Origin of the sequence: Bradyrhizobium sp. 956_D2_N1_4 (assembly GCF_052076025.1) — a bacterium.
Classification (GTDB): Bacteria; Pseudomonadota; Alphaproteobacteria; order Rhizobiales; family Xanthobacteraceae; genus Bradyrhizobium; species Bradyrhizobium barranii.
In genome coordinates this window covers 4996329-5019096 of the sequence record NZ_CP197237.1, presented here as the reverse complement: position 1 = coordinate 5019096, position 22768 = coordinate 4996329, and the positions used below count along the sequence as shown (strand labels likewise).

23 protein-coding genes and 1 pseudogene are annotated in these 22768 nt (G+C 63.6%); 12 read left to right on the top strand and 12 right to left on the bottom strand.

Annotation, left to right across the window (positions count from 1 at the left end; genetic code table 11):
- Positions 1-106 precede the first annotated feature (106 nt).
- Positions 107-1381: an allantoate amidohydrolase gene (locus AB7535_RS23845; RefSeq protein WP_439037001.1), complete on the top strand. Its 1275-nt coding sequence runs from the start codon at positions 107-109 to the stop codon at positions 1379-1381.
- Between the two features lie 101 nt (positions 1382-1482).
- Positions 1483-2856: a hypothetical protein gene (locus AB7535_RS23840; RefSeq protein WP_439037363.1), complete on the top strand. Its 1374-nt coding sequence runs from the start codon at positions 1483-1485 to the stop codon at positions 2854-2856.
- Positions 2857-2864: 8 nt separating this feature from the next.
- Here the strand turns inward: AB7535_RS23840 and AB7535_RS23835 are convergent, their stop codons facing one another.
- A complete protein-coding gene (locus AB7535_RS23835; protein ID WP_085405730.1) occupies positions 2865-4184 on the bottom strand; it encodes a dicarboxylate/amino acid:cation symporter in 1320 nt (439 codons plus the stop codon).
- A gap of 182 nt (positions 4185-4366) precedes the next feature.
- Here AB7535_RS23835 and map point away from each other — a divergent pair, with 182 nt between their 5' ends.
- Entirely contained in the window at positions 4367-5119 is a 753-nt protein-coding gene (gene map / locus AB7535_RS23830) for a type I methionyl aminopeptidase (protein ID WP_135215180.1), read from the top strand.
- 86 nt (positions 5120-5205) lie between these two features.
- Here the strand turns inward: map and AB7535_RS23825 are convergent, their stop codons facing one another.
- The gene (locus AB7535_RS23825) at positions 5206-5427 is read right to left on the bottom strand and encodes a hypothetical protein (RefSeq protein WP_439037000.1); all 222 of its coding nucleotides are present in this window, start codon (positions 5425-5427) and stop codon (positions 5206-5208) included.
- A gap of 365 nt (positions 5428-5792) precedes the next feature.
- Between AB7535_RS23825 and AB7535_RS23820 the strand changes: the two genes are divergently transcribed.
- Positions 5793-5975 carry a hypothetical protein gene (locus tag AB7535_RS23820; protein ID WP_028152900.1) on the top strand — a complete coding sequence of 61 codons (183 nt, stop codon included), beginning with the start codon at positions 5793-5795 and terminating at the stop codon, positions 5973-5975.
- 25 nt (positions 5976-6000) lie between these two features.
- Here the strand turns inward: AB7535_RS23820 and AB7535_RS23815 are convergent, their stop codons facing one another.
- The 3 genes from AB7535_RS23815 to AB7535_RS23805 all read right to left on the bottom strand — a co-directional run bounded on the left by AB7535_RS23815 (position 6001) and on the right by AB7535_RS23805 (position 8677).
- Positions 6001-7380, bottom strand: coding sequence for a vWA domain-containing protein (locus AB7535_RS23815; RefSeq protein WP_439036999.1), 1380 nt, complete (start codon positions 7378-7380; stop codon positions 6001-6003).
- 5 nt (positions 7381-7385) lie between these two features.
- Positions 7386-8333 (bottom strand): AAA family ATPase, encoded by a 948-nt coding sequence (locus AB7535_RS23810; protein ID WP_063982035.1) that lies wholly within the window; start codon positions 8331-8333, stop codon positions 7386-7388.
- 146 nt (positions 8334-8479) lie between these two features.
- A complete protein-coding gene (locus AB7535_RS23805) occupies positions 8480-8677 on the bottom strand; it encodes a hypothetical protein (RefSeq protein WP_028152902.1) in 198 nt (65 codons plus the stop codon).
- Between the two features lie 227 nt (positions 8678-8904).
- On the opposite strand from AB7535_RS23805, the gene AB7535_RS23800 reads away from it, so the two are divergent.
- Positions 8905-9879: a quinone oxidoreductase family protein gene (locus AB7535_RS23800; protein ID WP_166100260.1), complete on the top strand. Its 975-nt coding sequence runs from the start codon at positions 8905-8907 to the stop codon at positions 9877-9879.
- Between the two features lie 39 nt (positions 9880-9918).
- Here the strand turns inward: AB7535_RS23800 and AB7535_RS23795 are convergent.
- Together AB7535_RS23795 and AB7535_RS23790 are read right to left on the bottom strand one after the other, a co-directional pair.
- Positions 9919-10195, bottom strand: a pseudogene (locus AB7535_RS23795) (hypothetical protein).
- A gap of 98 nt (positions 10196-10293) precedes the next feature.
- Positions 10294-10902, bottom strand: coding sequence for a S24 family peptidase (locus tag AB7535_RS23790; protein WP_028152904.1), 609 nt, complete (start codon positions 10900-10902; stop codon positions 10294-10296).
- A 166-nt stretch (positions 10903-11068) separates the two neighbouring features.
- On the opposite strand from AB7535_RS23790, the gene AB7535_RS23785 reads away from it, so the two are divergent.
- Positions 11069-11599 (top strand): GcrA family cell cycle regulator, encoded by a 531-nt coding sequence (locus AB7535_RS23785; protein WP_439036998.1) that lies wholly within the window; start codon positions 11069-11071, stop codon positions 11597-11599.
- A 39-nt stretch (positions 11600-11638) separates the two neighbouring features.
- Complete coding sequence (locus AB7535_RS23780; protein WP_063982039.1) at positions 11639-12211, top strand: hypothetical protein; 573 nt, start codon at positions 11639-11641, stop codon at positions 12209-12211.
- Between the two features lie 50 nt (positions 12212-12261).
- On the opposite strand, the gene AB7535_RS23775 is transcribed toward AB7535_RS23780, so the two are convergent.
- Positions 12262-12618 carry a hypothetical protein gene (locus AB7535_RS23775; RefSeq protein ID WP_166100246.1) on the bottom strand — a complete coding sequence of 119 codons (357 nt, stop codon included), beginning with the start codon at positions 12616-12618 and terminating at the stop codon, positions 12262-12264.
- Between the two features lie 680 nt (positions 12619-13298).
- Between AB7535_RS23775 and AB7535_RS23770 the strand changes: the two genes are divergently transcribed.
- Together AB7535_RS23770 and AB7535_RS23765 are read left to right on the top strand one after the other, a co-directional pair.
- Positions 13299-13484, top strand: coding sequence for a hypothetical protein (locus tag AB7535_RS23770; protein ID WP_063982041.1), 186 nt, complete (start codon positions 13299-13301; stop codon positions 13482-13484).
- Positions 13485-13627: 143 nt separating this feature from the next.
- Positions 13628-13969 carry a phasin gene (locus AB7535_RS23765; RefSeq protein WP_014493705.1) on the top strand — a complete coding sequence of 114 codons (342 nt, stop codon included), beginning with the start codon at positions 13628-13630 and terminating at the stop codon, positions 13967-13969.
- A 50-nt stretch (positions 13970-14019) separates the two neighbouring features.
- Here AB7535_RS23765 and AB7535_RS23760 read toward each other — a convergent pair whose 3' ends face one another.
- The 3 genes from AB7535_RS23760 to AB7535_RS23750 all read right to left on the bottom strand — a co-directional run bounded on the left by AB7535_RS23760 (position 14020) and on the right by AB7535_RS23750 (position 17050).
- Positions 14020-14196 carry a hypothetical protein gene (locus AB7535_RS23760; protein ID WP_439036997.1) on the bottom strand — a complete coding sequence of 59 codons (177 nt, stop codon included), beginning with the start codon at positions 14194-14196 and terminating at the stop codon, positions 14020-14022.
- A 78-nt stretch (positions 14197-14274) separates the two neighbouring features.
- Positions 14275-15105: an alpha/beta hydrolase gene (locus AB7535_RS23755; protein ID WP_063982042.1), complete on the bottom strand. Its 831-nt coding sequence runs from the start codon at positions 15103-15105 to the stop codon at positions 14275-14277.
- 148 nt (positions 15106-15253) lie between these two features.
- Entirely contained in the window at positions 15254-17050 is a 1797-nt protein-coding gene (locus AB7535_RS23750; RefSeq protein ID WP_439036996.1) for a ShlB/FhaC/HecB family hemolysin secretion/activation protein, read from the bottom strand.
- A 131-nt stretch (positions 17051-17181) separates the two neighbouring features.
- On the opposite strand from AB7535_RS23750, the gene AB7535_RS23745 reads away from it, so the two are divergent.
- Entirely contained in the window at positions 17182-18429 is a 1248-nt protein-coding gene (locus AB7535_RS23745) for a FecR family protein (protein ID WP_439036995.1), read from the top strand.
- A 61-nt stretch (positions 18430-18490) separates the two neighbouring features.
- Positions 18491-21235: an EAL domain-containing protein gene (locus AB7535_RS23740; RefSeq protein ID WP_439036994.1), complete on the top strand. Its 2745-nt coding sequence runs from the start codon at positions 18491-18493 to the stop codon at positions 21233-21235.
- Positions 21236-21254: 19 nt separating this feature from the next.
- Here the strand turns inward: AB7535_RS23740 and AB7535_RS23735 are convergent, their stop codons facing one another.
- Positions 21255-21515: a hypothetical protein gene (locus AB7535_RS23735; protein WP_071911781.1), complete on the bottom strand. Its 261-nt coding sequence runs from the start codon at positions 21513-21515 to the stop codon at positions 21255-21257.
- Between the two features lie 266 nt (positions 21516-21781).
- On the opposite strand from AB7535_RS23735, the gene rocF reads away from it, so the two are divergent.
- Positions 21782-22759, top strand: coding sequence for an arginase (rocF, locus tag AB7535_RS23730; protein ID WP_439036993.1), 978 nt, complete (start codon positions 21782-21784; stop codon positions 22757-22759).
- Positions 22760-22768 lie beyond the last annotated feature (9 nt).

Below are 22768 nucleotides of genomic sequence, written 5' to 3'. Positions count from 1 at the left end.
CACGCGCGGATCGGGACCGCGGTCGTGATTTTTTGCTGGCACCGAACTTGTATCGATCGCCGCCAGGACCGCCGCCGCGGTCCCAAGAGATGGGAAGCTCGCCGAGATGGTTGCTGGTAACGCCGTTCAGAATGCATCGCTCGGCGAGGAGATCGTGCGACGGATCGACGAGCTCGCCGCGATCTCGGAAGACGGCGACAAGCTCACCCGCATCTATCTCACCAACGAGCTGCGCAAGGCCGCTGACCTCATCCTGGGCTGGATGCGCGAAGCCGGCATGAGCGCGCATCTCGATGCGATCGGGAATGTCTGCGGACGCTACGAAGGCGAGCAGGCGGGGGCGCCCTGCCTGATGCTCGGCTCGCACTACGACACGGTGCGCGATGCCGGCAAATGGGACGGGCCGCTGGGGGTGATCACGGCGATCGCCTGCGTCGCCGATCTCAACCGTCGCGGCAAGCGCCTGCCGTTCGCGATCGAGGTGATCGGCTTTGCCGATGAAGAGGGGGTACGTTTCGCCTCGACGCTGCTCGGAAGCCGGGCGGTGGCGGGCACCTTCGACGAGAGCGTCCTGAACACGCGCGACCGCGACGGCGTGTCGATGCGCGATGCGCTCGTCGCGTTCGGCCTCGATCCCGATCACATCGGCGCGGCCGCGCGGGCCCGGCGCGAACTGCTCGCCTATCTCGAATTGCACATCGAGCAGGGCCCGGTGCTGGAAGCCCGGAACCTGCCCGTCGGGGTCGTCACTGCGATTGCGGGCGCGACACGGCTCGCTGCGCGGCTGACCGGCATGGCCGGTCATGCCGGCACCGTGCCGATGGCGTTGCGCCGTGATGCGCTCGCCGGCGCGGCCGAATGCATCGGCGCGATCGAGCAGTTTTGCCGCACCGACGCGGGCGGGCTGGTCGGCACCGTCGGCTATATCCAGGCGAGGCCCGGCGCGACCAATGTCATCCCGGGCGAAGTGTCGTTCACCATCGACATGCGGGCACCGACCGACATGCATCGCAAGCGCGCGGTCGCCGACGTCGTCCGCCAGATCGAGGCCATCGCCAAGCGCCGGCAATTGGTGCTCCAGCTCGACGTCACTCACGAGAACCGCACCGCGCCTTGCGCACCCTGGCTGAAGGACCAGATCGCGCAGGCGATCGCCGCCGAAGGCGCGTCGGTGTTCGAGCTGCCGAGCGGGGCAGGGCACGACGGCATGGCGATGATCGATATCGCCGATGTCGGCATGATCTTCGTCCGCTGCCGCGGCGGCATCAGCCACCACCCTGACGAGCACGTCGAGCTCGCCGATGCCGACGCCGGCGCGCGCGTGCTGCTGCGGGTGATCGAGAATTTCAGGCCGCAGGAGGGCCGTGCCGGCGCGAACTGATAGCATGAAGCCCGCAAGTCACCGGGTAGAGATACGAATCAGTCATGTTTAAAATGGTGGCCGCCATCACGGGGTCACGAGACATCAGCCGATTGACGCATATGAACAGCGACATCTCTTTTCCATCACATCGTGAGAACCGGTTCTACCAGGGGATGGCTGCGACCTTTGTCGCCAACGCGCTTCAGGCGGTCAATTTTCTCGGTGATCGCTTCCTGAGACAATCGCATCATGCGTTGTCGAACATAGAGGACCTCTACCGGCACTCGATGGACAGCGCCTTTTCGGTGACCGAGGCTTTCCTCGTCACGGGAGCGCCGCACGCCTCCGCCTATTACCCGCGCGACTTCGCCTGGTTTTATCCCGACGTTCTCGATCCCGAAACCATCATGGATTCGCAGGACGCAGTGCGCCGGGCGCGCCTGCTCGAAAAGAGCGTTCGCCTCCTGCTGGAGGCGGTTCGCGCCGACGTGGTCACGACGACCATCGTCCCTGCGGGACGTGGACGGTACCTCGGCGTGAATTATTTCTCGCGGCCCTCGGACACGCTGCTCGGCATTCTCGCCGGTCTCCAGCAGATGATAGGTGCCGACGAGAGAGCGTCTTCCTATCTGGCGATGTCGCAATGCGCACATGCCGGCCGCCTGTTGCTGGCCGAGTATGGCGCAGACCTGAAGCGAGCGATCCTCCGGCTTGCGAGCGAACTGGAGCCATTTGACACTGATGGCACCAGGTATTTGCTATGCGATGCCGGGGGGCCTCGCTCTGCGGCAACGGATACGCGGGCCGAGCGCAGGCGCTTCGTCACCAACGCCTGCGTCTACACGACGTTCGTGTGGGGCGTGCAGCTCGGGATCGTCGACGAGAACGAACTGAAGCGGCTGCTCGGTCGCGACCTTGCGCAGTACAAGCGAGATCTGCTCCGTTTGTTCGGCAAGGACGGCTATATCAGGCATTCGCTTGACGGCCCGGCGGGCGCACCGGTGTCCTTGGTGGCCCTGGATTTCGTCAGCGTGCATCGCGGCTTCTGGGACATGAACGATGCTAGCGAGCGGGCGCTGTTTGCGGCTACGACGGATCTGATCATCGCCGAGCCGCGATTTCGCATCCCCAGCACGTTCCACTTCCTGGTGTCCGCGGACAATCCACGGAACAAGATGATCCACAAGATCGCGGCGCCGGCCTATCAGGGGCGTTCGTCGTGGCCGACATTCAATGTCGAATTCGCGGATCGGATGCTGGATTTTGATGAAGCCTCAGGGAGCGATACCTATCGGGCTTGCGCGCAGGGGATATTGAAGGACATTCGGACCGCGACCGAGGTCCATGGCGGGTACCAGGAGCTGATCTCGGAACAGGGGCTGAAGTATCGCACCTGGGCGTATAAGGGCGCCGTGGCGCACTCCTGGTTTCCACGCTTCCTGTCGGTCTGGAGGAGGGCGTATGGAACGCCACTCCTCCAGTGGAATGATTGATCGGCGGCCTACCCCGCCGTCACGTCCACCAGTTCGCCGCCCTCCAGCACCTTGGCCGCCTTGGCGCGGTCGAGGTCGCCTTCCCAGGCGGCTACCACCACCGTCGCTACGCAATTGCCGACGAGGTTGCCGAGTGCGCGGGCCATGCCGATGAACCAATCGACCGACAGCACCAGCACGAGGCCGATGGCGGGAATGCTCGGCACCGCGTTGAGCGTCGCGGCCAGGATCACGATCGCCGAGCCCGGCACGCCGTGCGCGCCCTTCGACGTGATCAGCGAGACGCCGAGCACCAGCAGGAGATCGCCGAAGGACAGCGGCGTGTTGGTCGCCTGCGCGATGAAGACGACGGCGAGCGTCAGGTAGATCGAGAAAGCGTCGAGGTTGAAGGAATAGCCGGTCGGGATGACGAGGCCGACGACGGAATCCTTCACGCCCATCCGCTCCAGTTTCTTCATGATCTGCGGCAGCACGGCATCGGAGGACGCGGTCGCGAGCACAATGGTCAACTCTTCGCGCAGGTAAGCGAGGAATTTGAGGATGTTGATTCCGGCGAGCGCCATCACGCCGCCGAGCACGCCCAGCACGAAGATGCCGACCGAGACGTAGAACAGCATCACCAGCGAAACGAGCTGCTTCAGCGAGCCGACACCGTATTTGCCGACGGTATAGGCGACCGCGCCGAGCACGCCGAGCGGCGCGACCCGCACGATCAGCCCCATGACCCGAAACAGCACGGTGGAGGCCGCGTCGATGATCGATGTGACCAGCGCGCCCTTCTCGCCACCGACGAGCGCAAGGCCGACACCGAACAGGACCGCGAAGAACAGCACCTGGAGCACGTCGTTGCGCGACAGCGCATCGAAGGAGGTGCTGGGGATCACGTTCATCAGGAAGGCGCCGATGCCGCCGCCGGACAGCTTGTGCGCGTTATCGGCATAGGAGTTGAGCGCCTTGGCGTCGAGCGTCGAGGGATCGATGTTCATGCCGTGGCCGGGACCGAAGAGATAGGCGAGCAGCAGACCGACCACGAGGGCGACCGTCGTCATCACCTCGAAATAGACCAGCGCCTTGACGCCGACCCGGCCGACCTTCTTGAGGTCGCCGGCACCGGCAATGCCGTGCACGACGACGCAGAACACGATCGGGGCTACGATCATCGAGATCAGCTTCAGGAAGGCGTCGCTGAGGATCTTGAGCCCGATGGCGAAGTCCGGAACGGCCATCCCCAGGATGACGCCAAGCACCAGCGCGGCGAGGACCTGGACGAACAGCGAGGTGTAGAGCGGCTTCGGCTCGGCGGTAGGTGCCGCGGTGATGGTCGACATGGTGGACTCCCCCGGTTTGACGCGTCTTGGACGTCAAAAAGGAGCAACAACCGTGCCAGATTGTCGCGGCCTGGTCTTGGAAGTGATCCAGGGCGCCGCATAATCCGGGATTCTTGTGCGCGCTCTTCCGTTTGCAAGTCGGCATCGCAACAGCTATGTCCCGGCTTTCGCAAGAGCTTGATATGACAATCTCGAATGAGAACGATCTGATCTGCCTGAAAGAGGTCGGGCGTATCGTCGCCAATGCCCTTGAGGCGATGGGGAAGGCCCTCGAGCCCGGCATGACCACCGCGGAACTCGACCGGATCGGACGAGAGCTCCTTGAGGCCGCCGGAGCGCGTTCGGCGCCGGAACTGGCCTATGCCTTTCCTGGCGCAACCTGCATCAGCGTGAACGAAGAGATCGCTCATGGCATCCCGGGTGCCCGGCGGATCGAGCGTGGCGACCTCGTCAACATCGACGTCTCGGCCGAGAAGAGCGGCTTCTTTGCCGATACGGGAGCCTCGTTCGCCGTTCCGCCCGTGACCCGTTCGATCGAGCGTCTTTGCAGGGATGGTCGGCGGGCGATGTGGACGGGCCTGCGGCAGGTCGGAGCCGGCAAACCGATTGCCGGCATCGGTCAGGCCATCGGGACGTTTGCGCGGAAAAACGGCTACATGCTCGTCAAGAACCTAGCCAGTCACGGTGTCGGCTTGTCGCTCCACGAGGAGCCGACGGAGATCGCGACATGGCCCGATCGCTCCGAGCGCCGCATCATGAGCGATGGTTTGGTGTTCACCGTCGAGCCATTCCTGTCGCTCGGCGCGGAGTGGGCCGAGAACGGTGATGATGATCCTTGGACGCTCTACAGCAACCCCGAGGCGCCAACCGTTCAGTACGAGCACACGGTTATCGCAACCCGAAATGGACCTTTGATCGTTACGTTGGCGGGTTGAGGTCATCCCCGCGACACGCCGTCAGCGGGAACGCAAAAGACAATTTTCAGGCGATCATGCAGAGCTGTTGCGCGCGGACAGTCTCGTCACGCCACGAGATCCAGTAGCCGGCACGATCCGCGCACCAGCACCTTGCGTCCCGTCGGCGTCATCGAAGGTACGCCGTCACTGACAACAACGAGACCGAGCTTGACGAGACCTTCGACGAGATAGGCCTTCGAGAGGCGAACATTCGACACGGGGTTGCGAAGCGCTTTCAGCGCTTCCCATTGGTCCGGCGAAAGATCGAAGTCGATGTCGTTGCTCATGTTGCCTCAAGCGATAGTCCAAGTTCGCGAGCCCCTGTTAGCGGCGCCGCATGAACACCATGCGACGACAATGAGTCGGGAATTCGGTAAGCTGTTTAGAACCTCTCTTCACGAATTGCCGCACTTCATTGCGCCACAACAGTTAAGATCGTTCGCGCACGAAAATCGTCCCGGTCTCCGATCACTAATTGATGATGTGAGCTTGATCGTGCGGCGAGAGCTACCGCAGTGCACGGGAAGCATCACTGTCCCATTGCGCGTCGCGATATGCACAGAAATCGTGAAGCGAGGACGATTGGACTCTGACTGGACTCTGCTACGTTGATTCGCAGGGGATTGGCTTCACACGACAGGAGTGTGAGTGCATGAACAGGCTGATGGCAATTCGCAGTCAGGAATTCCTCTGCCGAGAGCGCGCCGCGCTGGATTCGGAGCGACGGGCGTTCTGGCTCGCGCAGGCCCAGGAATGGGAGCAGCGCGCGCTCGACGAAATTGCGCATCACTTTCGGGAGTGCAACCTCGTCCAGGCCGAGCTGACTGCCGCCTGACGCCAGCGGCGGACGTGATTGCCGTCTACTGATAAGTCGCCACGATGTCGGACACGGCGCGTTCGAGCTGCTGTGCGGTGGCGCATTGGCGCACGACAGTGCAGAAGGTCGCGTAGCGCGGCATCTCGGAATCACCGAAGCCCCAGGCGAGCCGTCCTTCGGGATTGAGCCAGACCACGCGCTTCGAGCGTTCGGAGATGCGGCGCAAGATGTCGGCGCGCGGGTCGAGATTGTTGCTGCGGGCGTCACCGAGCACGATCACCGTGGTCTGCGGCGTCAGCGTGCTCATAAACTCCTTCTCGAAATCGACGAGAGAGGAGCCGTAGTCGGATGAGCCGAAGCCGACCTTGGACATGATCTCGGCCATCGCCTCTTCCGGCGACTTCTTCTCCAGGATCTCGCTGACCTCGATCAGATGCGAGGAGAAGGCGAAGGAGTGGACGTCGTCGACCACCTCGTGCAGCGAGTGGATCAGGAGCAGGAAGAAATCGGAGACCTGCGCGACCGAGCCTGAGACGTCGCAGATTGCGACGATCTTCGGCCGGTCGCGGTGCTTGCGCTTCCACGCGGTGAGGAAGGGCACGCCGCCCCAGGCGGCGTTGCGGCGCAGTGTGCGACGGACGTCGAGATGGCCGCGGCGCTGACGCTTGCGCGGCTTCGAGTAGCGCTCGCGCAGGCGCCGCGCGATCTGGCGGATGAGAGCGCGCATCTCCGCGACCTGGCGCCGCTCGATGCGGGCGAGCGGCGCGTTGCGCAGGATCTCGTTGCGGAGGTTTTCGGCCTCTTCGCGGGCATAAAGCGCAAGGCCTTGCGAGACCGTGTCGCGGACTGCTTCGCGCAACGCGTCCAGCGCGCCGCGCAGACGCTCGGCCAGCGACGGATTGGTCGCGGTGGGCGCGTCGAGATCGTCGCGCAGGCGCTGAAGGCCCATGGCGTCGAGGATGCGGCTGGAAAAGATCCCGCGCTGAGTCGAATAGCGGATGTCGGACAGCGCAGCCACACCGGAAGCGCTGGCGATCGCGGCTGCGATCGCGTTGCGATCCTGCGACAGCAGCATCTGCGCAAGCGGGCCCAATGCTTCGGAAGCCTGGCCTTCGCCTGCTTCACTGGCCGAGCTGGGTGAGGGGGTCTGATCCGCGTCCTGCGATGCGTCGTCGTTGTCGTCGGCCTCGGGTTGATCCTGCCGCGGCTCTGGTTGGCTGAAGAAGAGATCAAAGCAGTCGCCGAGGGCGAGCTTCTCGTCCTGCGACTTGGCGAGCGTCAGGAGCAGCGCATCGCGCAGGATAGCCCGGTCGGAAAAGCCGACCTCCTTGACCGCGCGCATCGCATCGATGCTTTCGGCGGGCGAGACATGCACGCCGGCACCGCGCGCCGCTCGAAAGAAACGATGGAGATTCTCGCGCATCGGCGTCAACCGAAGACGTTGGACCGTGCCGCCTTGGCAATGAAGGTCGTAACTTGCGGCGTTGCTGCCTCGATGTCGGCCTCGTACTTCAGGAGCACATTGAGCGTGTCCTTGACGATGTCCGTATCGAGCTCCGTGGCCTGAAGTAGAACCAGGACGCGCGCCCAGTCGATGGTCTCACTGACCGAAGGCAGCTTCTTCAGGTCGAGCGAGCGGATCTCGTGGATGAAGCCGACCATCTGCCGGCGCAGCGCCTGCGAGATGCCGGAGACGCGGCTCTCGACGATGCGTTCTTCGAGCCGTTGCTCGGGGAAGCCGATATGCAGATGCAGGCAGCGCCGCTTCAGGGCGTCGCCGAGGTCCCGCTCGCTGTTCGAGGTGAGGATCACCGTCGGCGGCGTGATCGCCGCGACCGTGCCGAGCTCCGGGATCGTGACCTGGAAATCGGAGAGGATTTCCAGCAGCAGCGATTCGAACTCGGCATCCGACTTGTCGATCTCGTCGATCAGCAGCACGCAGCCGCCCGGCTGCTCCAGCGCCTGGAGCAGTGGCCGTGGCTCGACGAACTCCTTGGAGAAGAACACGTCGCCAAAATCGTGGAGCTGCTCGAGCGCGGCATGCAGCGTCTGCGCGCCGCCGAGGACTTCGCCGAGCTTGTCCTTGAGGATCTGGGTGTAGAGAAGCTGTTTTGCGTATTTCCACTCGTAGAGCGCCTTGGCCTCGTCGAGGCCCTCGTAGCACTGCAGGCGGATCATCTTCATGCCGCGCCAGGCAGCAATGGCCTTGGCAAGCTCGGTCTTGCCGACGCCCGCGGGGCCTTCGACCAGGATCGGTTTCTCGATCTGCTGCGACAAATAGACGGCGGTCGCGATCTGCCGGCTCGCGATATAGCCCTGCGCGGCGAGGCCGCTCTCCACTGCCTCGATCGAGGTCGAGGCCTTCTGTTCAGCCACGAAAGGGCGCTCCCAAAGGTCTTGCTTGAGGCTTGTTCTGCCTGCGTTCCCGGCAAAGAACAAGCCTCGTTTGGGACGGCCTGACCCGCGCAGAACGTCGCTTTTTCCGTTCAGCGCAAATACTTAAGCGATGGCTGATCGTGCGGTCAGTGCCGCAGCTCCGGCTTGCGGATGGTCTGCCGGACTTCCGCGCCGCAGTCCGCGCATTCATAGACGAAGTCGATCCTGGCAAGGCCCCAATGCGGTTCGACCTCGCGGACATACATCGGCAGGAACCCCATGCAGGCGGGACAAATTACAGGCGCGATTTCGATGTCCTGATGATGCTGTACATAAGCTGGCATCTCGGCTCTCCTTCGCAGGCGACCACCAAACCCCGCGAAAAGGCTACTGCCGGAACGCGCCGGTGCCGTCATCAACTCTTTCGAACAGAGGCGGAACGGCGGGCGTTTGTCGTTCGCTGTGACATTCTTGTTACGTCTCTGTACTGTAACGGGCCGACCGAATTCCTATTTCACAGGCCGATCCGTTTTCCGCGGACCTTCACTGCAACAATAAGGGAGCAACGCCCATGACGCATGCCATTCGCTTTCACAAGACCGGCGGTCCTGAAGTCCTGGTCTGGGAGGAGGTCAGTGTCGGCAAGCCCGGGCCTGGCGAGGCGCGCATCCGCCACACTGCCGTCGGTCTCAATTTCGTCGACATCTACAATCGCTCCGGCGTGTATCCGGCACAATTGCCGAGCGGTCTTGGCAGCGAGGCGGCCGGAATCGTCGAGGAAGTCGGCTCGGGTGTCACCGATCTGCAGCCGGGCGATCGCGTCGCCTATGGTGCATCGCCGCTCGGTGCCTATTCCGAGGCGCGGCTGATCCCGGCCGACCGGTTGTTGAAGCTGCCTGATGGTGTCGATGACAAGACCGCGGCGGCCATGATGCTGAAGGGGCTCACCACCCAATACCTGATCCGGCAGACCTATCGCGTGAAGGCCGGCGACACCATCCTGCTCCATGCCGCGGCCGGCGGCGTCGGTCTGATCCTGAGCCAGTGGGCAAAACATCTCGGCGCGACAGTGATCGGCACCGTCAGTAGCGACGAGAAGGCAAAGCTCGCCAAGGCACATGGCTGCGATCATGTGATCATCTATTCGCGCGAGGATTTCGTGAAGCGCGTGGACGAGATCACGGGCGGCAAGAAGGTGCCGGTGGTCTATGATTCCGTCGGCAAGGATACGTTCCTGAAGTCGCTGGATTGTCTTGCGCCGCTCGGTGTTGCCGCGCTGTTCGGTGCGTCCTCCGGCGCTGTCGAGCCGCTCAACCTCGGTCTGCTCGCGCAGAAGGGCTCGCTCTACGTCACCCGTCCGACGCTGTTCACCTACGCTGCCAAGCGCGAGGCCCTGGTCGCGATGGCGAACGAGCTGTTCGACGTCGTGAAGTCCGGCGCGGTCAAGATCGAGGTGCACCAGACCTATCCGTTGAAGGACGCCGCCAAGGCGCATGCCGATCTCGCCGCGCGCAAGACCACGGGCTCGACCGTCCTCACGGTGTGATCGCCAGCCGGGCAGTGACGCAGGCCGTTTGGGCCTGCGTCACGTCTTCTCGTGCTTGCGCAGGTCGTGGGCGTGATCGAGACGGATCGCCTGGAGGTCGACTTCTTCAGGCGGAACCTGGGGGAGGGCGGCCTCGGTCAGGATGGCCTCGGTCACGTCCTCGACCGCATTCTCCGCGATTTCGTGGATGAACGAGATGTTTCGATATTCACCCGAAGCGACGCGGGAGATGACCTCGCGCCTTGTGATTTCGGGATCGACGACGCGCCTCGCGTCCGCGCCGCCCATAGTCGATCATCACGACGAAATACTGCATGAAACGATCCTGCCGCGCCCGTAGCCGGGAGCGCGACAGAGTATTTCCGAAAAACAGAATTAAGTCAAGGATGATTTCCAAAAATCGGAAATCGACCTTTATTTGCTCTTCTTGCGAGGGCGTGCCGACTTGGCGCGCAGCCGCTCGAGTTGACCCTTGGGCATGGACAGGCAGATCTCGCCGACCCACTCGAGCTTGACGCCGACGATCGGCTTGGCGTTGAAGCTGTTGAGATTGACGACGGAGGGAGTTTTCCCGCGTTCGATGGTCTTCAAATAGCGTTCACCGGTCTTGAGCCGGACCACGGCCTCTTCACCGTAGAAGCTCGACAGCGGATGGCGCTGGTCCTTGTAGACGACGATCACGTCGCCGCTCTCGTATTTGGGCAGCATCGAATCGCCAACGATCTCGAAGGCGACGGTCTCTTCCATGATCGGGAACGGCAGCGCGATATCGCCGAGGCCTTCCGGGGGAACCTGTTCATAATCGGGCTCGATCACCGCGCCGGCCCCGACGCGGCCCATGATCGGCGCGAGATTGAGCTCGAGATATTCCATGATCGGAATGATTTCGGACGCCTTCACCAGGCGCTCGCCGCCCAGGATCTCCGACACCGCGCCGGGCCGCACGCCCATGGCCGCCGCCAGGCCGCCCTTGCTTTTGCCCGTCTTCTCCAGGCCCCGCTCGATCATTGCAACGTCCAACATGGTGATTCCCTCGATTGCCCATCGTCCCGCCTCTTGTAATCCGAAATTCGGAATTGATGCAATTATGAATATCAGAATTGTCGCTTGACAGTTGCTTCGGAATAACGGAATGTAGGCGCCGCCTCGCGATCGAACGATCGGAGGAGGCGCATCACAGGACAGCAGCATGGAACCGGGTCATTGGCCGTCGGAGCACTCCGACGCGCTTCGCGACTATTTACTCAAGGGAATGTCTTATGCGGAGATCGGAAGACAGATAAACGGAAGGTTTGGAACGGCTTACACACGCAACGCGGTGGCCGGCCGCGCCAAGCGGCTTGGACTCGCGGCACCGGCGCGGATGACGAGTCCATCGATCGTGCCGTCCTTGCCGTCAGGAGCCTGTCTCATCGGGCCGCCCCGTGCGGCGGTGCCGAACCTGAACTTGCCACCGAAATCCGCAATGAAGCCCGCGCGTGTCAAGTTGCGCTGTGTCGGCGTCCAGCCCCGCTTGGTCGCGCTGGGCGAACTCGGGCGCGACGACTGCCGCTATCCCTATGGTGGCGACAAGGACGGGGAGGGGATCGCCTTCTGCGGCCATCCGCGCCAGCCGGGCTTCAGCTATTGCACGCCGCATGCTCGCCTGACGCGAAGGTCTGACGCCGCGTCCGCTCGCGCCGCCGGTCCCGTCGTCTTGAGGCTGATCTCAGCCGCCTGACGGGACCACTATCCATCCAATTTTGCGAGGAGTATCCGAGTGGCAGGTGCACGACGCAACAAGTCCTACAGATTGACTGGAATCTACGATCGGCGCTCGCGCGAGGTGCCGTTCAATGCAGAGGTGGCGGAGGTCGAGGTCGACAATCCGCTGGCGCTCGATGCCGGCGAGAAGATCGTCGCCGTCCGCTCGATCCGCGGCGATCCGCTCGGCCGGTTGCACGCGCATCATCAGATCGACGAGGCGCAGTATCGCGGCGGGCGCGCCTTCCAGAACGACTGGGAGAGGGCGGAGCGCGGGCCCCAGGCGGTGGACCCGACGCGCGAATATGTCGATGGCACGCGCTCGCGCGAGCCCGTCACCGAGGACCAGCGCCAGGCTGTGCTGCGCCTCAACCGGGTCGAGCGCGAACTCGGTACCGACGGCGCCGCGCTGGTGCACGACGTCCTGGTGCTGGGGCTGACCATGGATCAGATCGGGGAGCGGCGCGCTGTTCGTACCCAGCGCTGGAACGACTATTTCGCGCGGCGCTTTCGCGAATGCCTGGACCGACTGGCGCTGATCTACGGCTTTGCGACGGAAGGCCGGGCTCGGCGCGCCAAGCAGCGTTGAGAGTAGTGGTGCGCCTGCGGGTCTCGCCGCAGGCGCGCCCGGGCCGCTTGTTACGGATGCGGCACGATCTGGTAAGGCGTCGTGTAGGGCTCGACACGGAGAGACGCGTTGGCCAAGAGCCCGATCTTCGCGGTCGGCGCCTGTTGCAATTCACCGTTCGGGCCGCGATGCACGTTGTACTGCCAGACCGTGAGATCGCCCTTCTGCGCCAGCGCGTGCGCAACCGCGCTCGCATCATTGCCGCCGAGCGCCTGGAGCTCCTCCGCCGACAATCCGACGACGATTTCGTCCTTGATGGTGACGATCTTGAACAGATTCATCCTGGTCTCCTGCGCCCATGCGCCTGGTATCGAGAAAGTGAGAAGCGCGACGGCGCCGCCCTTGATGAGATCGCAGCGGGAAAGCATGCTGTCGTCCTTTGGTGCTGAGGCGCGCCCGAATCGAGAAGTCCGTCAGCCATGGCGCCCGTGGTCCGCGTGGCCGCATCGCAACCGCTTGGTCGTTCAACCTTGAACGACGGTTCATTGGCGGAGATATCTTCGAACCGATGAACCCTGGTGCGGGGAACCGCGTCCAAGCCGAGCAGCTCAAGGGGGGCTTCACTGGCAAACGGATCAAGACGCTGCAGGCCGGCTGCGCGGCTCGACGTTCATTTCGCCGACGATACAACCGCCGAGGTCGGACTCAACAATTACGTGTATACGCCGAGGAAACTTTAATCTGGCCTCGTTCACACCGGAAACACGGCGAAACGCCGCACCGATTGACAGCGACCGAGGCCGTGTGCGTGAGTGATGCCGCTTCTTGACGCAGGTGGGTGACGACGGTCCATATTCCTGTTATCCGGAATTGCCGTGCTGCGATGCGGACGAAGCATCGCTACGGCGACGGTTGGGCTTGCCGGAAGGGTTGTTTCTTGACATAATTGCAACCTGTTCGGTTGAGCCAGTATATGGTTCAGCGTGTTAACCCACCGGGTGCCCCGGCCGAGATCTCAGGGTCACCATGGCGTCCGGTCATGGTGTTCGGTTCTCGAGCGAGACCTCGACGTCTGATCACGAGGGCCGATGCTTGTCATAGGTGCGAGATGAAAAACCTCAATTTCGCGGCTGAACTGCACCTTAAGCTCGGCGCGCCTGCAAGCAGCACCGTTGAAAGTCTGCGCCTGCTTCGCGCGTTCCTGAAGCTCGGGCCTCGACAGCGTTTCGAGGTCATCAAGCTGGTCGAAGACCTCGGCACCGAAGAAACCCTTCCCGAGCACCCCCTGTCCTGACCCCAGCCGCGCGCCGGCCGTACGCCTCGTCCCTCGTTTTCCTGCCGGAGCGGACCGCCGGGCGACGTTTGCCCCCAGGCTGCCGCTGGAATGCGGTCCGGCAAGTGTGGTATTCAGTTGGGAAAAAGGGGAGGAGTATGACCATGATCGAACCGAAGCTCGAAGTCCCGGCCGAACTGCGCGACCTGGCCGAAAAGACGATCGACCAGGCGGAACAGGCATTCGGCATGTTTTTCGAAGCTGCCACCAAGTCGATGACGTCGGTTCCCGGAGCGGGTACCGAAGTGTCCAAGCAGGCGCTCGCGTTCACTGAGCAGAACATGAAGTCGGCGTTCGAGCACGCGCGCAAGCTCGTGCATGCCACCGACCTTCAGGAAGCGATGCGAATCCAGTCCGACTTCCTGCGCAGCCAGTTCACCAGCGCCGGCGACCACATGCGCCAGATGACCGGCAGTTTCATGCAGCCCGGCAAGGGAAAGTCCTGAGTTCCAGTGTGCGCCGCGTGCCCGCAAATTGATCCTGCGTGATGCCGCGCTCAGCCGCAGCACGATCCTGGAAATTGCGAGAGATCGATGCGGGCGATGATCGACCGCAGCAGCTTGCGGGTTGCACGATAGAGATGCCGTGCGATTGCCGGTGTGCTCGCAGCTGGCAGGCCAAGGCCTGCCGTCTCGAGACGTTTCGCATCAAGGCTTTCGATGGAGTGCGACACGTGCCTCTCCGGGATGGTGAGGCCCTTCCTATCGTCGCCACCCTGGAGCTGCCTTGATCTGCCGCAAAGGGGGCCCGGCTAGTAGTCGCCGGGGTTCATGATCATCGGGCTTCTGGTGTCAGCCGGCGCGAGCGAGCTGCTGGCACTGTCACGCAGGAAGCGGTCGAGTGTCGCCTGGATCTTCTCCTTGACCGCATCGGGACCGCGATCGCTCATCTCGGTGTGCTGAGCACCGGTATGGACGATGTCGATGCCGCGCGCTTTGGCCTCTTCAGGCGTCGGCAGCACGCCCGGGTCGGTCTGGAAATGCGGATCCTTGGAGCGGAACGACAGGATCTTCAGGTTGTCGCTGAGCACGAAGGGCACCCGCAGATTGTCGAGCGTGATCACCTTCGACACGATCTCCGGGTGCTGATGGGCGACATACATCGAGACGTCGCCACCGTTGGAATGGCCGACGAGGGTGATGTGGTCGTAGTCGGTGTTTTCCTGCCGTCGCTTCAGTTCGGCCAGGGCGAAAAGGATGTTGGCCTCGCAGCGGATATAGACCTCGCGCCGCCCGACATATTGCTGACCGACATGGGTCATCAACGGCGGATCGCTCGGCAGGTCCTGCTGGATGCTGGCAACGAGATAACCGCGCGCCGCGAGCACGTTGGCGAGGAAGGAATACTCGGTCGCCTTGACGGTGTTGCCGTTGCTGATGATGGCGAGCGGGAGCTTCCAGAGCCCGAGATTGGCCTTGGTCTCGTAGTCGCGCCGCACCGCGATCTCGACCGAGATCGGCCGTTGGCGCGAGGCATCGAACAGGGTCAAAATCTCATGTCGGATCGCGAACCGGCTGACCACGAAATACTGGCCGACGCCGAGCACGCAGAGAAAGGCCAGGATTGCAAACACCCTCTTCATGGTTCCGTCCCAATCACTTTCGACTGAAAATGGTCATTGCAAGCCCCTGGATCGAGCGATCGTGAGCAGGTTACGGGATTAAATTTAGGCAAGTCTGTGAGCAAGGCCGCAAAAGAGCCGCATGCCGGGTGTGCTCAAAGCGCGGCAGCTAGAGGCAGCCGCCCCTGCCGCGTTCGGGGCAGAGCCGGAATGCGCTCGAGAGGGTGAACAGGAAGCGTGGGCTGCGGCGCTCGTTGTCTGGCGCCCGGTAGCTCAAGGGGACGGCCACGCCGAGATCGGCTTGAAGATCGTCCGGCAGAAAGAACCGCACGCCGGCTCCGGCCGATGTCAGCGACAGGCCGTCGCTCAGGCGGTAGCCGTCGTTCCAGACTGCGCCGGCGTCGCCAAAGGCGTAGAGCTGATAGCCGGCCCAGTAGCGGAAATTGAGCTTCTGGTCGAAGCGCAGCTCGAGCGAGCCGGCAATACCGTTGTCGCCGCTGATCTCGGCTGCGCCATAGCCCCGGCCGAAAGCCGCGCCGCCGAGATAGAATTGCTGCGAAATGAACAGCGGCCGCGATGCCGTCTGGCTGGCGGCGGACAGCTTGAGCGACCAGGCCTCGTTGAGGGTCTGATAGCGCGTGAACCAGAGGTTCAGCACCGAGAAGTTCGACGCGGCGCCGGCGCGGGATAGTAGATCGTCGTCGAAATGCGAGGCACCGAAGATGTCGAGACCCTGGCGGTAGATCAGCGTCGCGAAATTGGTGCCGCCGAAGCGATCCTGGAGTCGGTAATCGGCGGTCAGGCTCGCGGTCCTGATGTGGTCGTCGTACCAGGGGCCGTAAAGATCGTGCTCGGACACGTTGCTGAAGGTCCCGGCCAAGGTCAGCGTCAACGCCGATGATTGCGACATGAAGGGCACGGTGCTTGCCCGCAGCTCGAACGCCTCTGTCGTGGTGATGTCGCTGTCGAGGCGGCGGGCGTCACCCGGCCGGACCGCGCTGTACAGGACGGAAGCGCCGAGGCGCACGCCGTCGACGCCGACGGGCGCGTCATAGGATAATCGCGCAAAGCCAAGCTCACGCGGGTCGTTGGCAATGGTCGACAGGTTGACCGCCAGCGTATCGCCGGGCGTGAGGTAGGAGTTGAAAGCGCCGGTCGCGTAGGTCTGCCACGGGCCGACCGACGATGAGCCCAAATTATCCAGGCCGAACGACGAGAAGACGTGCCAGGTTTTCAAATGGACGATGAGGCGAAAGCGGCCGGTGGCACCGCCGATCTCCTCGAGCGCGGTGTCGGTGATCCGGATGCCCGGCCCGCTGTTGATGAGGAAGAGCTGACGTTCGAGCGTTGCCAGGCGCGACGGCTGCTCGGCGAGAACCGGCCCCAGCATCGGCCTCACGCCAAACTGCTCGGCGCCGTCGCCTTTCAGCTCGGCCTGCACGATGGCGCCTTCAATCACCTGGATCCGGACGCGACCGTCGGCGATGTCCTGCGGCGGCACGATCGCCCGGCTCAGATGAAAGCCGTCTGCGCGGTAGAGATCGCTGATCGCGCCGGCGATCGCGGCGAGGTCGGCTTGCGAGACCTTCTTTCCGAGATAGGGCTGATAGGCTGCGGCGATGCGATCGCGGGGAATGGCTTGGGCGCCGCTGACATCGATCCCGCGCAACACGAATTGTGGTTTCGTATCCCCGCCTGTGTTGGGCCGGCCGACCGCCGGCAGCGTGACCGGAGGACGGCTCAGCGATTCCTGCTCGGTTTGGTTTTCAAAGTATTTCTCGGGCTGCCGCGGATCGAAGCCGGGCTGGTTCGCCTGTTGAGCGAACGCCTGCGAAATTCCCGTGAAAATCGGTGCCGCCAGCACCAGTGCAACGAGGAGATGCCGCTTCTCAATGCGCGCAGCGAGCCGCTCACCGTAGTTTAACGGAGCGGTGCCCAGGAGCCGGTAAGAGTTCGTTAGCTGCATGATTTTTCTTAGTTTTTTATGGTCAATGATTGGTTAATGCAGCCATTGGACTTGCCGGTTCCCGCTAATTCTCTCTTGAGTGATTTCGGATACGCCTCAGGACTGGCTGTAATGCGGGACTGAGGATCGTGATGCTGGGCAGAGTTGGAATGCGGTGCGCCTTCGTGGCCGCGCTGATCCTGGGTACGGCCTCGTTCGCATCTGCCGCGGACGATGGCGTCTGGTCAGTCAGCAAGTCCTCGGGTGAGGTCTGGCTTGCCGCCAACGGCGCGCAGCCTGTGTCGTTGACCCAGGAAGGGACGCTGAAGGCTGGTGATACCATTCGCACCGGACGCAACGGACGCGTGCTGCTCGTCCGCGGCGAGGAATCGATTTTGATCTCCCCGAACTCGGTGGTCGGTTTGCCGGCCGAGAAGAAGGAAGGGCTCTCGACCACCATCATCCAGCAGGCGGGTTCGATCCTGCTCGAGGTCGAGAAGCGCAACGTCAAGCATTTCGAGGTCGAGACGCCGTATCTCGCCGCCGTGGTCAAGGGAACGCAATTCAGCGTCACCGTGAATGCTGGCAGCACCAAGGTCGGCGTGCTCCGCGGCCAGGTTGAAGTCTCCGACTTCAAGTCCGGACAGATCGCACAGGTCATGCCGGGACAGGCCGCCACCTCCTTTGAGCACGGCAAGCCCGGCCTCAGCCTGAGTGGTGCCGGGACCTTCAATCCGATCGAGCACGGCAAGCCGCGCGCCTCGACGATCGAGCGTGTCCCGGTGCCGAAATCGGGCCTGTCGGCACCGCGCAATGCGGCGAACGGCCATGCGATCCATGCGCTTGGTCCGATCGACAAGGGGACCAAGGCGGCCGGCGCGCCGGCGCAATCGCATCAAGCGGCCGGCGGTCAGGCGCCCAAAGGTGGCGTCGTGCGCATCTCCAGTTCGCTCGGCGAGGTCAAGCTGAACGTCCACAAGGTCACGAACGGGCTCGCCCACGGCGCCGTGACAACGGGGCACGTGCGCAACGCGAACGCCAGCACCGGGACCGAGACGGTGTGGAGCGATACGAAGGCGAGCACGACGACCACGGCCGCCAACAGCTCCAACGTCACGGCGGTTACGGTGAGCAGCAGTGCACCCGCGGCCAGTGCCACGTCGACGTCGTCAAATACGACGACGACTGTTGCGACCACCTCTGGTTCGACCAGCGATGTGTCCGGCGGAAGCTCTGGGAGCGCAAGCAACGGGACTGGCGCGACCAGCAACGGAAGCGGTGGCACCGGCAATAATGGCAACAACGGCAACGGGAACAGCGGAAACGGGAATAACGGCAGCAACGGTAACGGCAATCATGGCCACCACTACGGTTGGTATTGGGGCAAAGGCCATCGCTAGGACCGTGTCGTCGGTATAGGGGAGCGCCAGGCGGCAGGGACCGCCGGTGCAGGGGAGCAAAGTGAAACGTCATCGGCCGCATATTCTCGTCATGATCGCGCTTGCGGTCGTGCTGTCCACGGGGTGGCACGGCGCGCTTCGCAACGCGCTCACCGATCTGCGCTTCGCCTGGCAATCGCGTACGGCCAGCGGCAATGTCGTCGTGGTGGCCATCGACGCCCCCTCGATCGACCAGATCGGGATATGGCCCTGGCCGCGCCGGCTCCACGCGGAACTGTTGCACAGGCTCGAGGCGGCGGGGGCACAGGACGTCGCCTTCGACGTCGATTTCAGCACACCATCGGATCCGGCCTCAGACGAGGCCCTCGTCACGGCGCTTCGGGAGGTCGGCGGTTCGACGATCCTGCCCTCCTTCAAGCAGCCGACGCCGAATGGTGGCGCGGTTCACATCAATCGTCCACTGAAGCCGTTCAGCAACCAGTCGTGGCCGGCCGTCGTCAATGTTGCGATCGAGTCCGACGGGCTCGTGCGCCGCTATCCGGTCGGAGAGAAGCTTGGCGATGCCGTGATGCCGTCGATGGCCGTCGTGCTGGCCGGGCAGGATGCCAATCGGCGCCCGCCCTTCCTGATCGATTTCGGCATTCGTGCGGCCTCCATCCCAAGTGTCTCCTATTTTGACGTGCTGCGCGGCGATGCCGCGACCTTGGACAAGCTGAGAGACAAGAAGATCATCGTCGGTGCTACCGCGCTCGAACTGGGCGACCGGTTCAGCGTTCCCAACGGCAAGAGCGTCTCTGGACCCGTCCTCCAGGCCCTGGCGGCGGAATCGATCCTCCAGAACCGGATGCTGCGCTGGACGTCCGATGCCGGCATGATCATTGGCTTGGGCCTGATCTGCCTGGCGATGATGTATTCGTGGCGCCGTTCCGCACCGGGCGTCCGTGTCACCATCCTCGTCGCCGCAGGAGCGGGCGTGGAACTTGCCGCTGCGCTCGTGCAGGCAAGCTGGCCGCTCATCATCGACACGTCGCTGTTTCACATTGCGATCATTGCCTATCTGACCGCGATTGCACTCGACGAGATCGATTTCCGTAGTCTCCTGGGACGTATTGCCGAGAGCCGCTTTCATCGTATCGCGATGTCGCTCGGCGACGGTCTGATCTGCACCGACGAGGATCACCGGATCACGGTGTGGAATCCGGGCGCCAGCGCGATCTTCGGCTACATGCCGACCGAAATGATCGGACGTCCGTTCGAAACGCTCTGTGCGGAGCCCGCCGGCGGTGGCGCAAAGGCATTTGCCATGCGCGATGCTGCGCGCCAGGCGCTGTTGGTGCCCGGCGGTGCCGTCGTCGTCGAGTTCCAGGGGCGGCGGAAGAACGGCGAGACGTTCCCGGTCGAAGCGAGCTTTTCGGGCTGGCAGGGCACGGACGGCTTCCAGTACGGAGCGATCCTGCGCGACATCTCGGTCCGCAAGCGCGAAGCCGAACGCGTCAGGTATCTTGCCGAACATGACGCGTTGACCGGTCTTGCCAACCGCAACATGCTGCATGCGAGCCTCGCCAATCTGATCGCCGCGGCGGAGCCGCGATCGTCCGACGTCGCGCTGCTTGTGCTCGGCCTCGATGGCTTCCAGCAGATCAACGACATGCTTGGACATTCGGCCGGCGACCTCGTGCTGCGGGCCGTCGCGGAGCGCCTCCGGACCAAGGTCGGTGGCAAGGCGGTCGTAGCCCGGCTCAGCGGCGACGAGTTCGCCATCGCGCTTGATTGTACGGAGGCTGACGAGCCGATTGTGGAGTTTGCCGAGCGGATCGCGCGCGCGTTCGAAGCGCCGCTCGCAACGGGCGCGCGCCAACATCGCGTCAGGATCAGCATCGGCGTCGCCGTCTATCCGGAAGGTGGGCACAACGCCGACGATCTTCTCGGCAATGGTCATCTGGCGCTGAGCAAGGCAAAGATGACGCGGCGCGGCAGCCACGTGATCTTCGAGAGTGCGATCAGGCAGGAGCTGGAAAACCGGCTGACATTGGAGAGCGAACTGGCGCTTGCCGCGGATCGCGGCGAGTTCGAACTGTTCTATCAGCCACAGGTTCGGCTGGTCGACGGCAGCCTGCTCGGGGCCGAAGCGCTCATCCGTTGGCGGCATCCCGCGCGCGGCTATGTCTCGCCCGGGGAATTCATGCCGGTGGTCAACACCTCGTCCCTGTCCGAGCGGATCGCGAACTGGGTGATGGAGACCGCCTGTCGGCAGGCGCGAGCCTGGGAATTGTCCGGAAACAGCGTGCGCGTCGCGATCAACCTCTCGCCGTCGCAGCTCGAGTCCGGCGACCTCGCGCATTCCGTTGCGGCGCTGCTCGCGGAGACGGGGCTCACGCCGTCGCTGCTCGAGCTCGAAGTCACCGAGGATATCCTGCTGCATGACGAAAGCCGCGTGCTCGACATGTTCGAGCGGATCCAGCAGCTCGGCGTCCGCGTTCTGTTCGACGATTTCGGCACGGGCTATGCGAGCCTGAGCTATCTGAAGAAGTTTCCGCTCGACGGGCTCAAGATCGACCGGTCGTTCGTGCTTGACCTGCTCGCCGATTCCGACGACGCCGCGATCGTCGGCTCGACCATCGGTCTCAGCAAGCAGCTCGGGCTCACTGTCGTGGCGGAAGGCATCGAGAACCGTGCCACGGCCGACTTCCTGGTCAGCATGGGATGCGAGGAAGGGCAGGGATATTTCTTCGGCCGTCCGATGCCCGCCGAGGCGTTCGAGAGGCAATTCCTGCCGGCTGAACTCGAAGCCGTCAGCGCGGCCTGAACCGCTTCAACTCCGACCGCTAGCGCCGGCGTGCGACCGCCACGCCAAAGAGGAAGGCGACGAACAGGCTGGCCAAGGGCGCTTCGCGCGTGATTGCCGCGACTGTCGCGAGCGGCCGGCCGGGTTTTCGTGCTTCGTCGATTGCGGCAGTGAGGCGATCGACCGCGGCGTGCAGGCCGCCTGCCACCTCGCCAATGGTGCGGGACACGTCGGTTGCTGCGTCGATGGCACGCTCGGCCATGCCGGGCGGGGGATTGGGCTGCGGTATGTCCGTGCTCAAGATCGCGACCTCCGGAATTGGCGAAGAGATGGAGGCCGGCACCTTTGGCTATCCGCGCGTGCGCTCGTTTTGAACAGCGGGTCGAGAGACCTTTGGCTATCCGCGACAGGCGCCGTTTTGAACGGCGGATGCCGGCCCTGTAAACAAAATGCGGCGTCCGGGAATTTGTTCCGGGCGCGCGAGCCCTTTCGTCCGGTAATCCCGGGAAACGACGGATGCGAATCTCTGTTAGGCTGGCGGAGGCTTGCTGATCTCAGGAGATTGCCGTGACCGATCGGATCATGACGGATCAAGGCCGGCGCATCGCCTTGCTCGGCGCGCCCATCGACATGGGAGCTTCGCAGCGCGGCACATTGATGGGCCCCGCAGCGCTGCGCACCGCCGGCCTTGCGCCACTGCTCGAAGGCCTTGATTTCGAAGTTGTCGATTATGGCGATCTCTCCGTGGCGGAGGTCAGGGACCTCGCTGACAGGCCGCCCGAAAAAGCCAACCACTATCGCGAAATCCAGCGCTGGACGCGCCTGCTGAGCCGCAGAGGCCATGAGATCGCACAGACCGGCGCGTTGCCGATCTTCCTCGGCGGCGATCACACATTGTCGATGGGCTCGGTGAATGCCATGGCGCGCCACTGGCAGGAGCGCGGACGCGAGCTGTTCGTGCTCTGGCTCGACGCCCATGCCGACTACAACACGCCCGAGACGACGATCACCGCAAACATGCACGGCATGTCGGCGGCGTTCTTGTGTGGCGAGCCCGGCCTCGACGGATTGCTCGGCGATGATCCGCGCGCCTCGATTGATCCCGACAGGCTGGACCTGTTCGGCGCGCGTTCGATCGATAAGCTCGAAAAGGAATTGATGCGCACACGCCGGATCAGGGTTGTCGACATGCGCCAGATCGACGAGTTCGGCGTCGCCGTGCTGATCCGGCGCGTCATCGAGCGCGTCAAGGCGTGCGATGGCGTGCTCCATGTCAGCTTCGATGTCGATTTCCTCGATCCGTGTGTGGCGCCGGGGGTCGGCACCACGGTGCCGGGCGGAGCGACCTATCGCGAGGCGCATCTGATCATGGAGCTGCTTCATGATTCCGGCCTGGTCGGATCGGTCGACATCGTCGAGCTCAATCCGTTCCTGGACGAGCGCGGTCGCACCGCGCGCACTGCGGTCGAGCTGATCGGCAGCCTGTTCGGACAGCAGATCACCGACCGCCCGACGCCGAGTAACGCGATCGCTCCGGGCGAGTGAAACTGAGAG

What these genes read in the sequence shown, in the direction of transcription:
- AB7535_RS23845 (WP_439037001.1), top strand. Translation starts at nt 107, where the DNA reads ATGGTTGCTGGTAACGCCGTTCAGAATGCATCGCTCGGCGAGGAGATC.
- AB7535_RS23840 (WP_439037363.1), top strand. Translation starts at nt 1,483, where the DNA reads ATGAACAGCGACATCTCTTTTCCATCACATCGTGAGAACCGGTTCTAC.
- AB7535_RS23835 (WP_085405730.1), bottom strand. Translation starts at nt 4,184, where the DNA reads ATGTCGACCATCACCGCGGCACCTACCGCCGAGCCGAAGCCGCTCTAC.
- map (WP_135215180.1), top strand. Translation starts at nt 4,367, where the DNA reads ATGACAATCTCGAATGAGAACGATCTGATCTGCCTGAAAGAGGTCGGG.
- AB7535_RS23825 (WP_439037000.1), bottom strand. Translation starts at nt 5,427, where the DNA reads ATGAGCAACGACATCGACTTCGATCTTTCGCCGGACCAATGGGAAGCG.
- AB7535_RS23820 (WP_028152900.1), top strand. Translation starts at nt 5,793, where the DNA reads ATGAACAGGCTGATGGCAATTCGCAGTCAGGAATTCCTCTGCCGAGAG.
- AB7535_RS23815 (WP_439036999.1), bottom strand. Translation starts at nt 7,380, where the DNA reads ATGCGCGAGAATCTCCATCGTTTCTTTCGAGCGGCGCGCGGTGCCGGC.
- AB7535_RS23805 (WP_028152902.1), bottom strand. Translation starts at nt 8,677, where the DNA reads ATGCCAGCTTATGTACAGCATCATCAGGACATCGAAATCGCGCCTGTA.
- AB7535_RS23800 (WP_166100260.1), top strand. Translation starts at nt 8,905, where the DNA reads ATGACGCATGCCATTCGCTTTCACAAGACCGGCGGTCCTGAAGTCCTG.
- AB7535_RS23790 (WP_028152904.1), bottom strand. Translation starts at nt 10,902, where the DNA reads ATGTTGGACGTTGCAATGATCGAGCGGGGCCTGGAGAAGACGGGCAAA.
- AB7535_RS23785 (WP_439036998.1), top strand. Translation starts at nt 11,069, where the DNA reads ATGGAACCGGGTCATTGGCCGTCGGAGCACTCCGACGCGCTTCGCGAC.
- AB7535_RS23775 (WP_166100246.1), bottom strand. Translation starts at nt 12,618, where the DNA reads ATGCTTTCCCGCTGCGATCTCATCAAGGGCGGCGCCGTCGCGCTTCTC.
- AB7535_RS23770 (WP_063982041.1), top strand. Translation starts at nt 13,299, where the DNA reads ATGAAAAACCTCAATTTCGCGGCTGAACTGCACCTTAAGCTCGGCGCG.
- AB7535_RS23765 (WP_014493705.1), top strand. Translation starts at nt 13,628, where the DNA reads ATGATCGAACCGAAGCTCGAAGTCCCGGCCGAACTGCGCGACCTGGCC.
- AB7535_RS23755 (WP_063982042.1), bottom strand. Translation starts at nt 15,105, where the DNA reads ATGAAGAGGGTGTTTGCAATCCTGGCCTTTCTCTGCGTGCTCGGCGTC.
- AB7535_RS23750 (WP_439036996.1), bottom strand. Translation starts at nt 17,050, where the DNA reads ATGCAGCTAACGAACTCTTACCGGCTCCTGGGCACCGCTCCGTTAAAC.
- AB7535_RS23745 (WP_439036995.1), top strand. Translation starts at nt 17,182, where the DNA reads ATGCTGGGCAGAGTTGGAATGCGGTGCGCCTTCGTGGCCGCGCTGATC.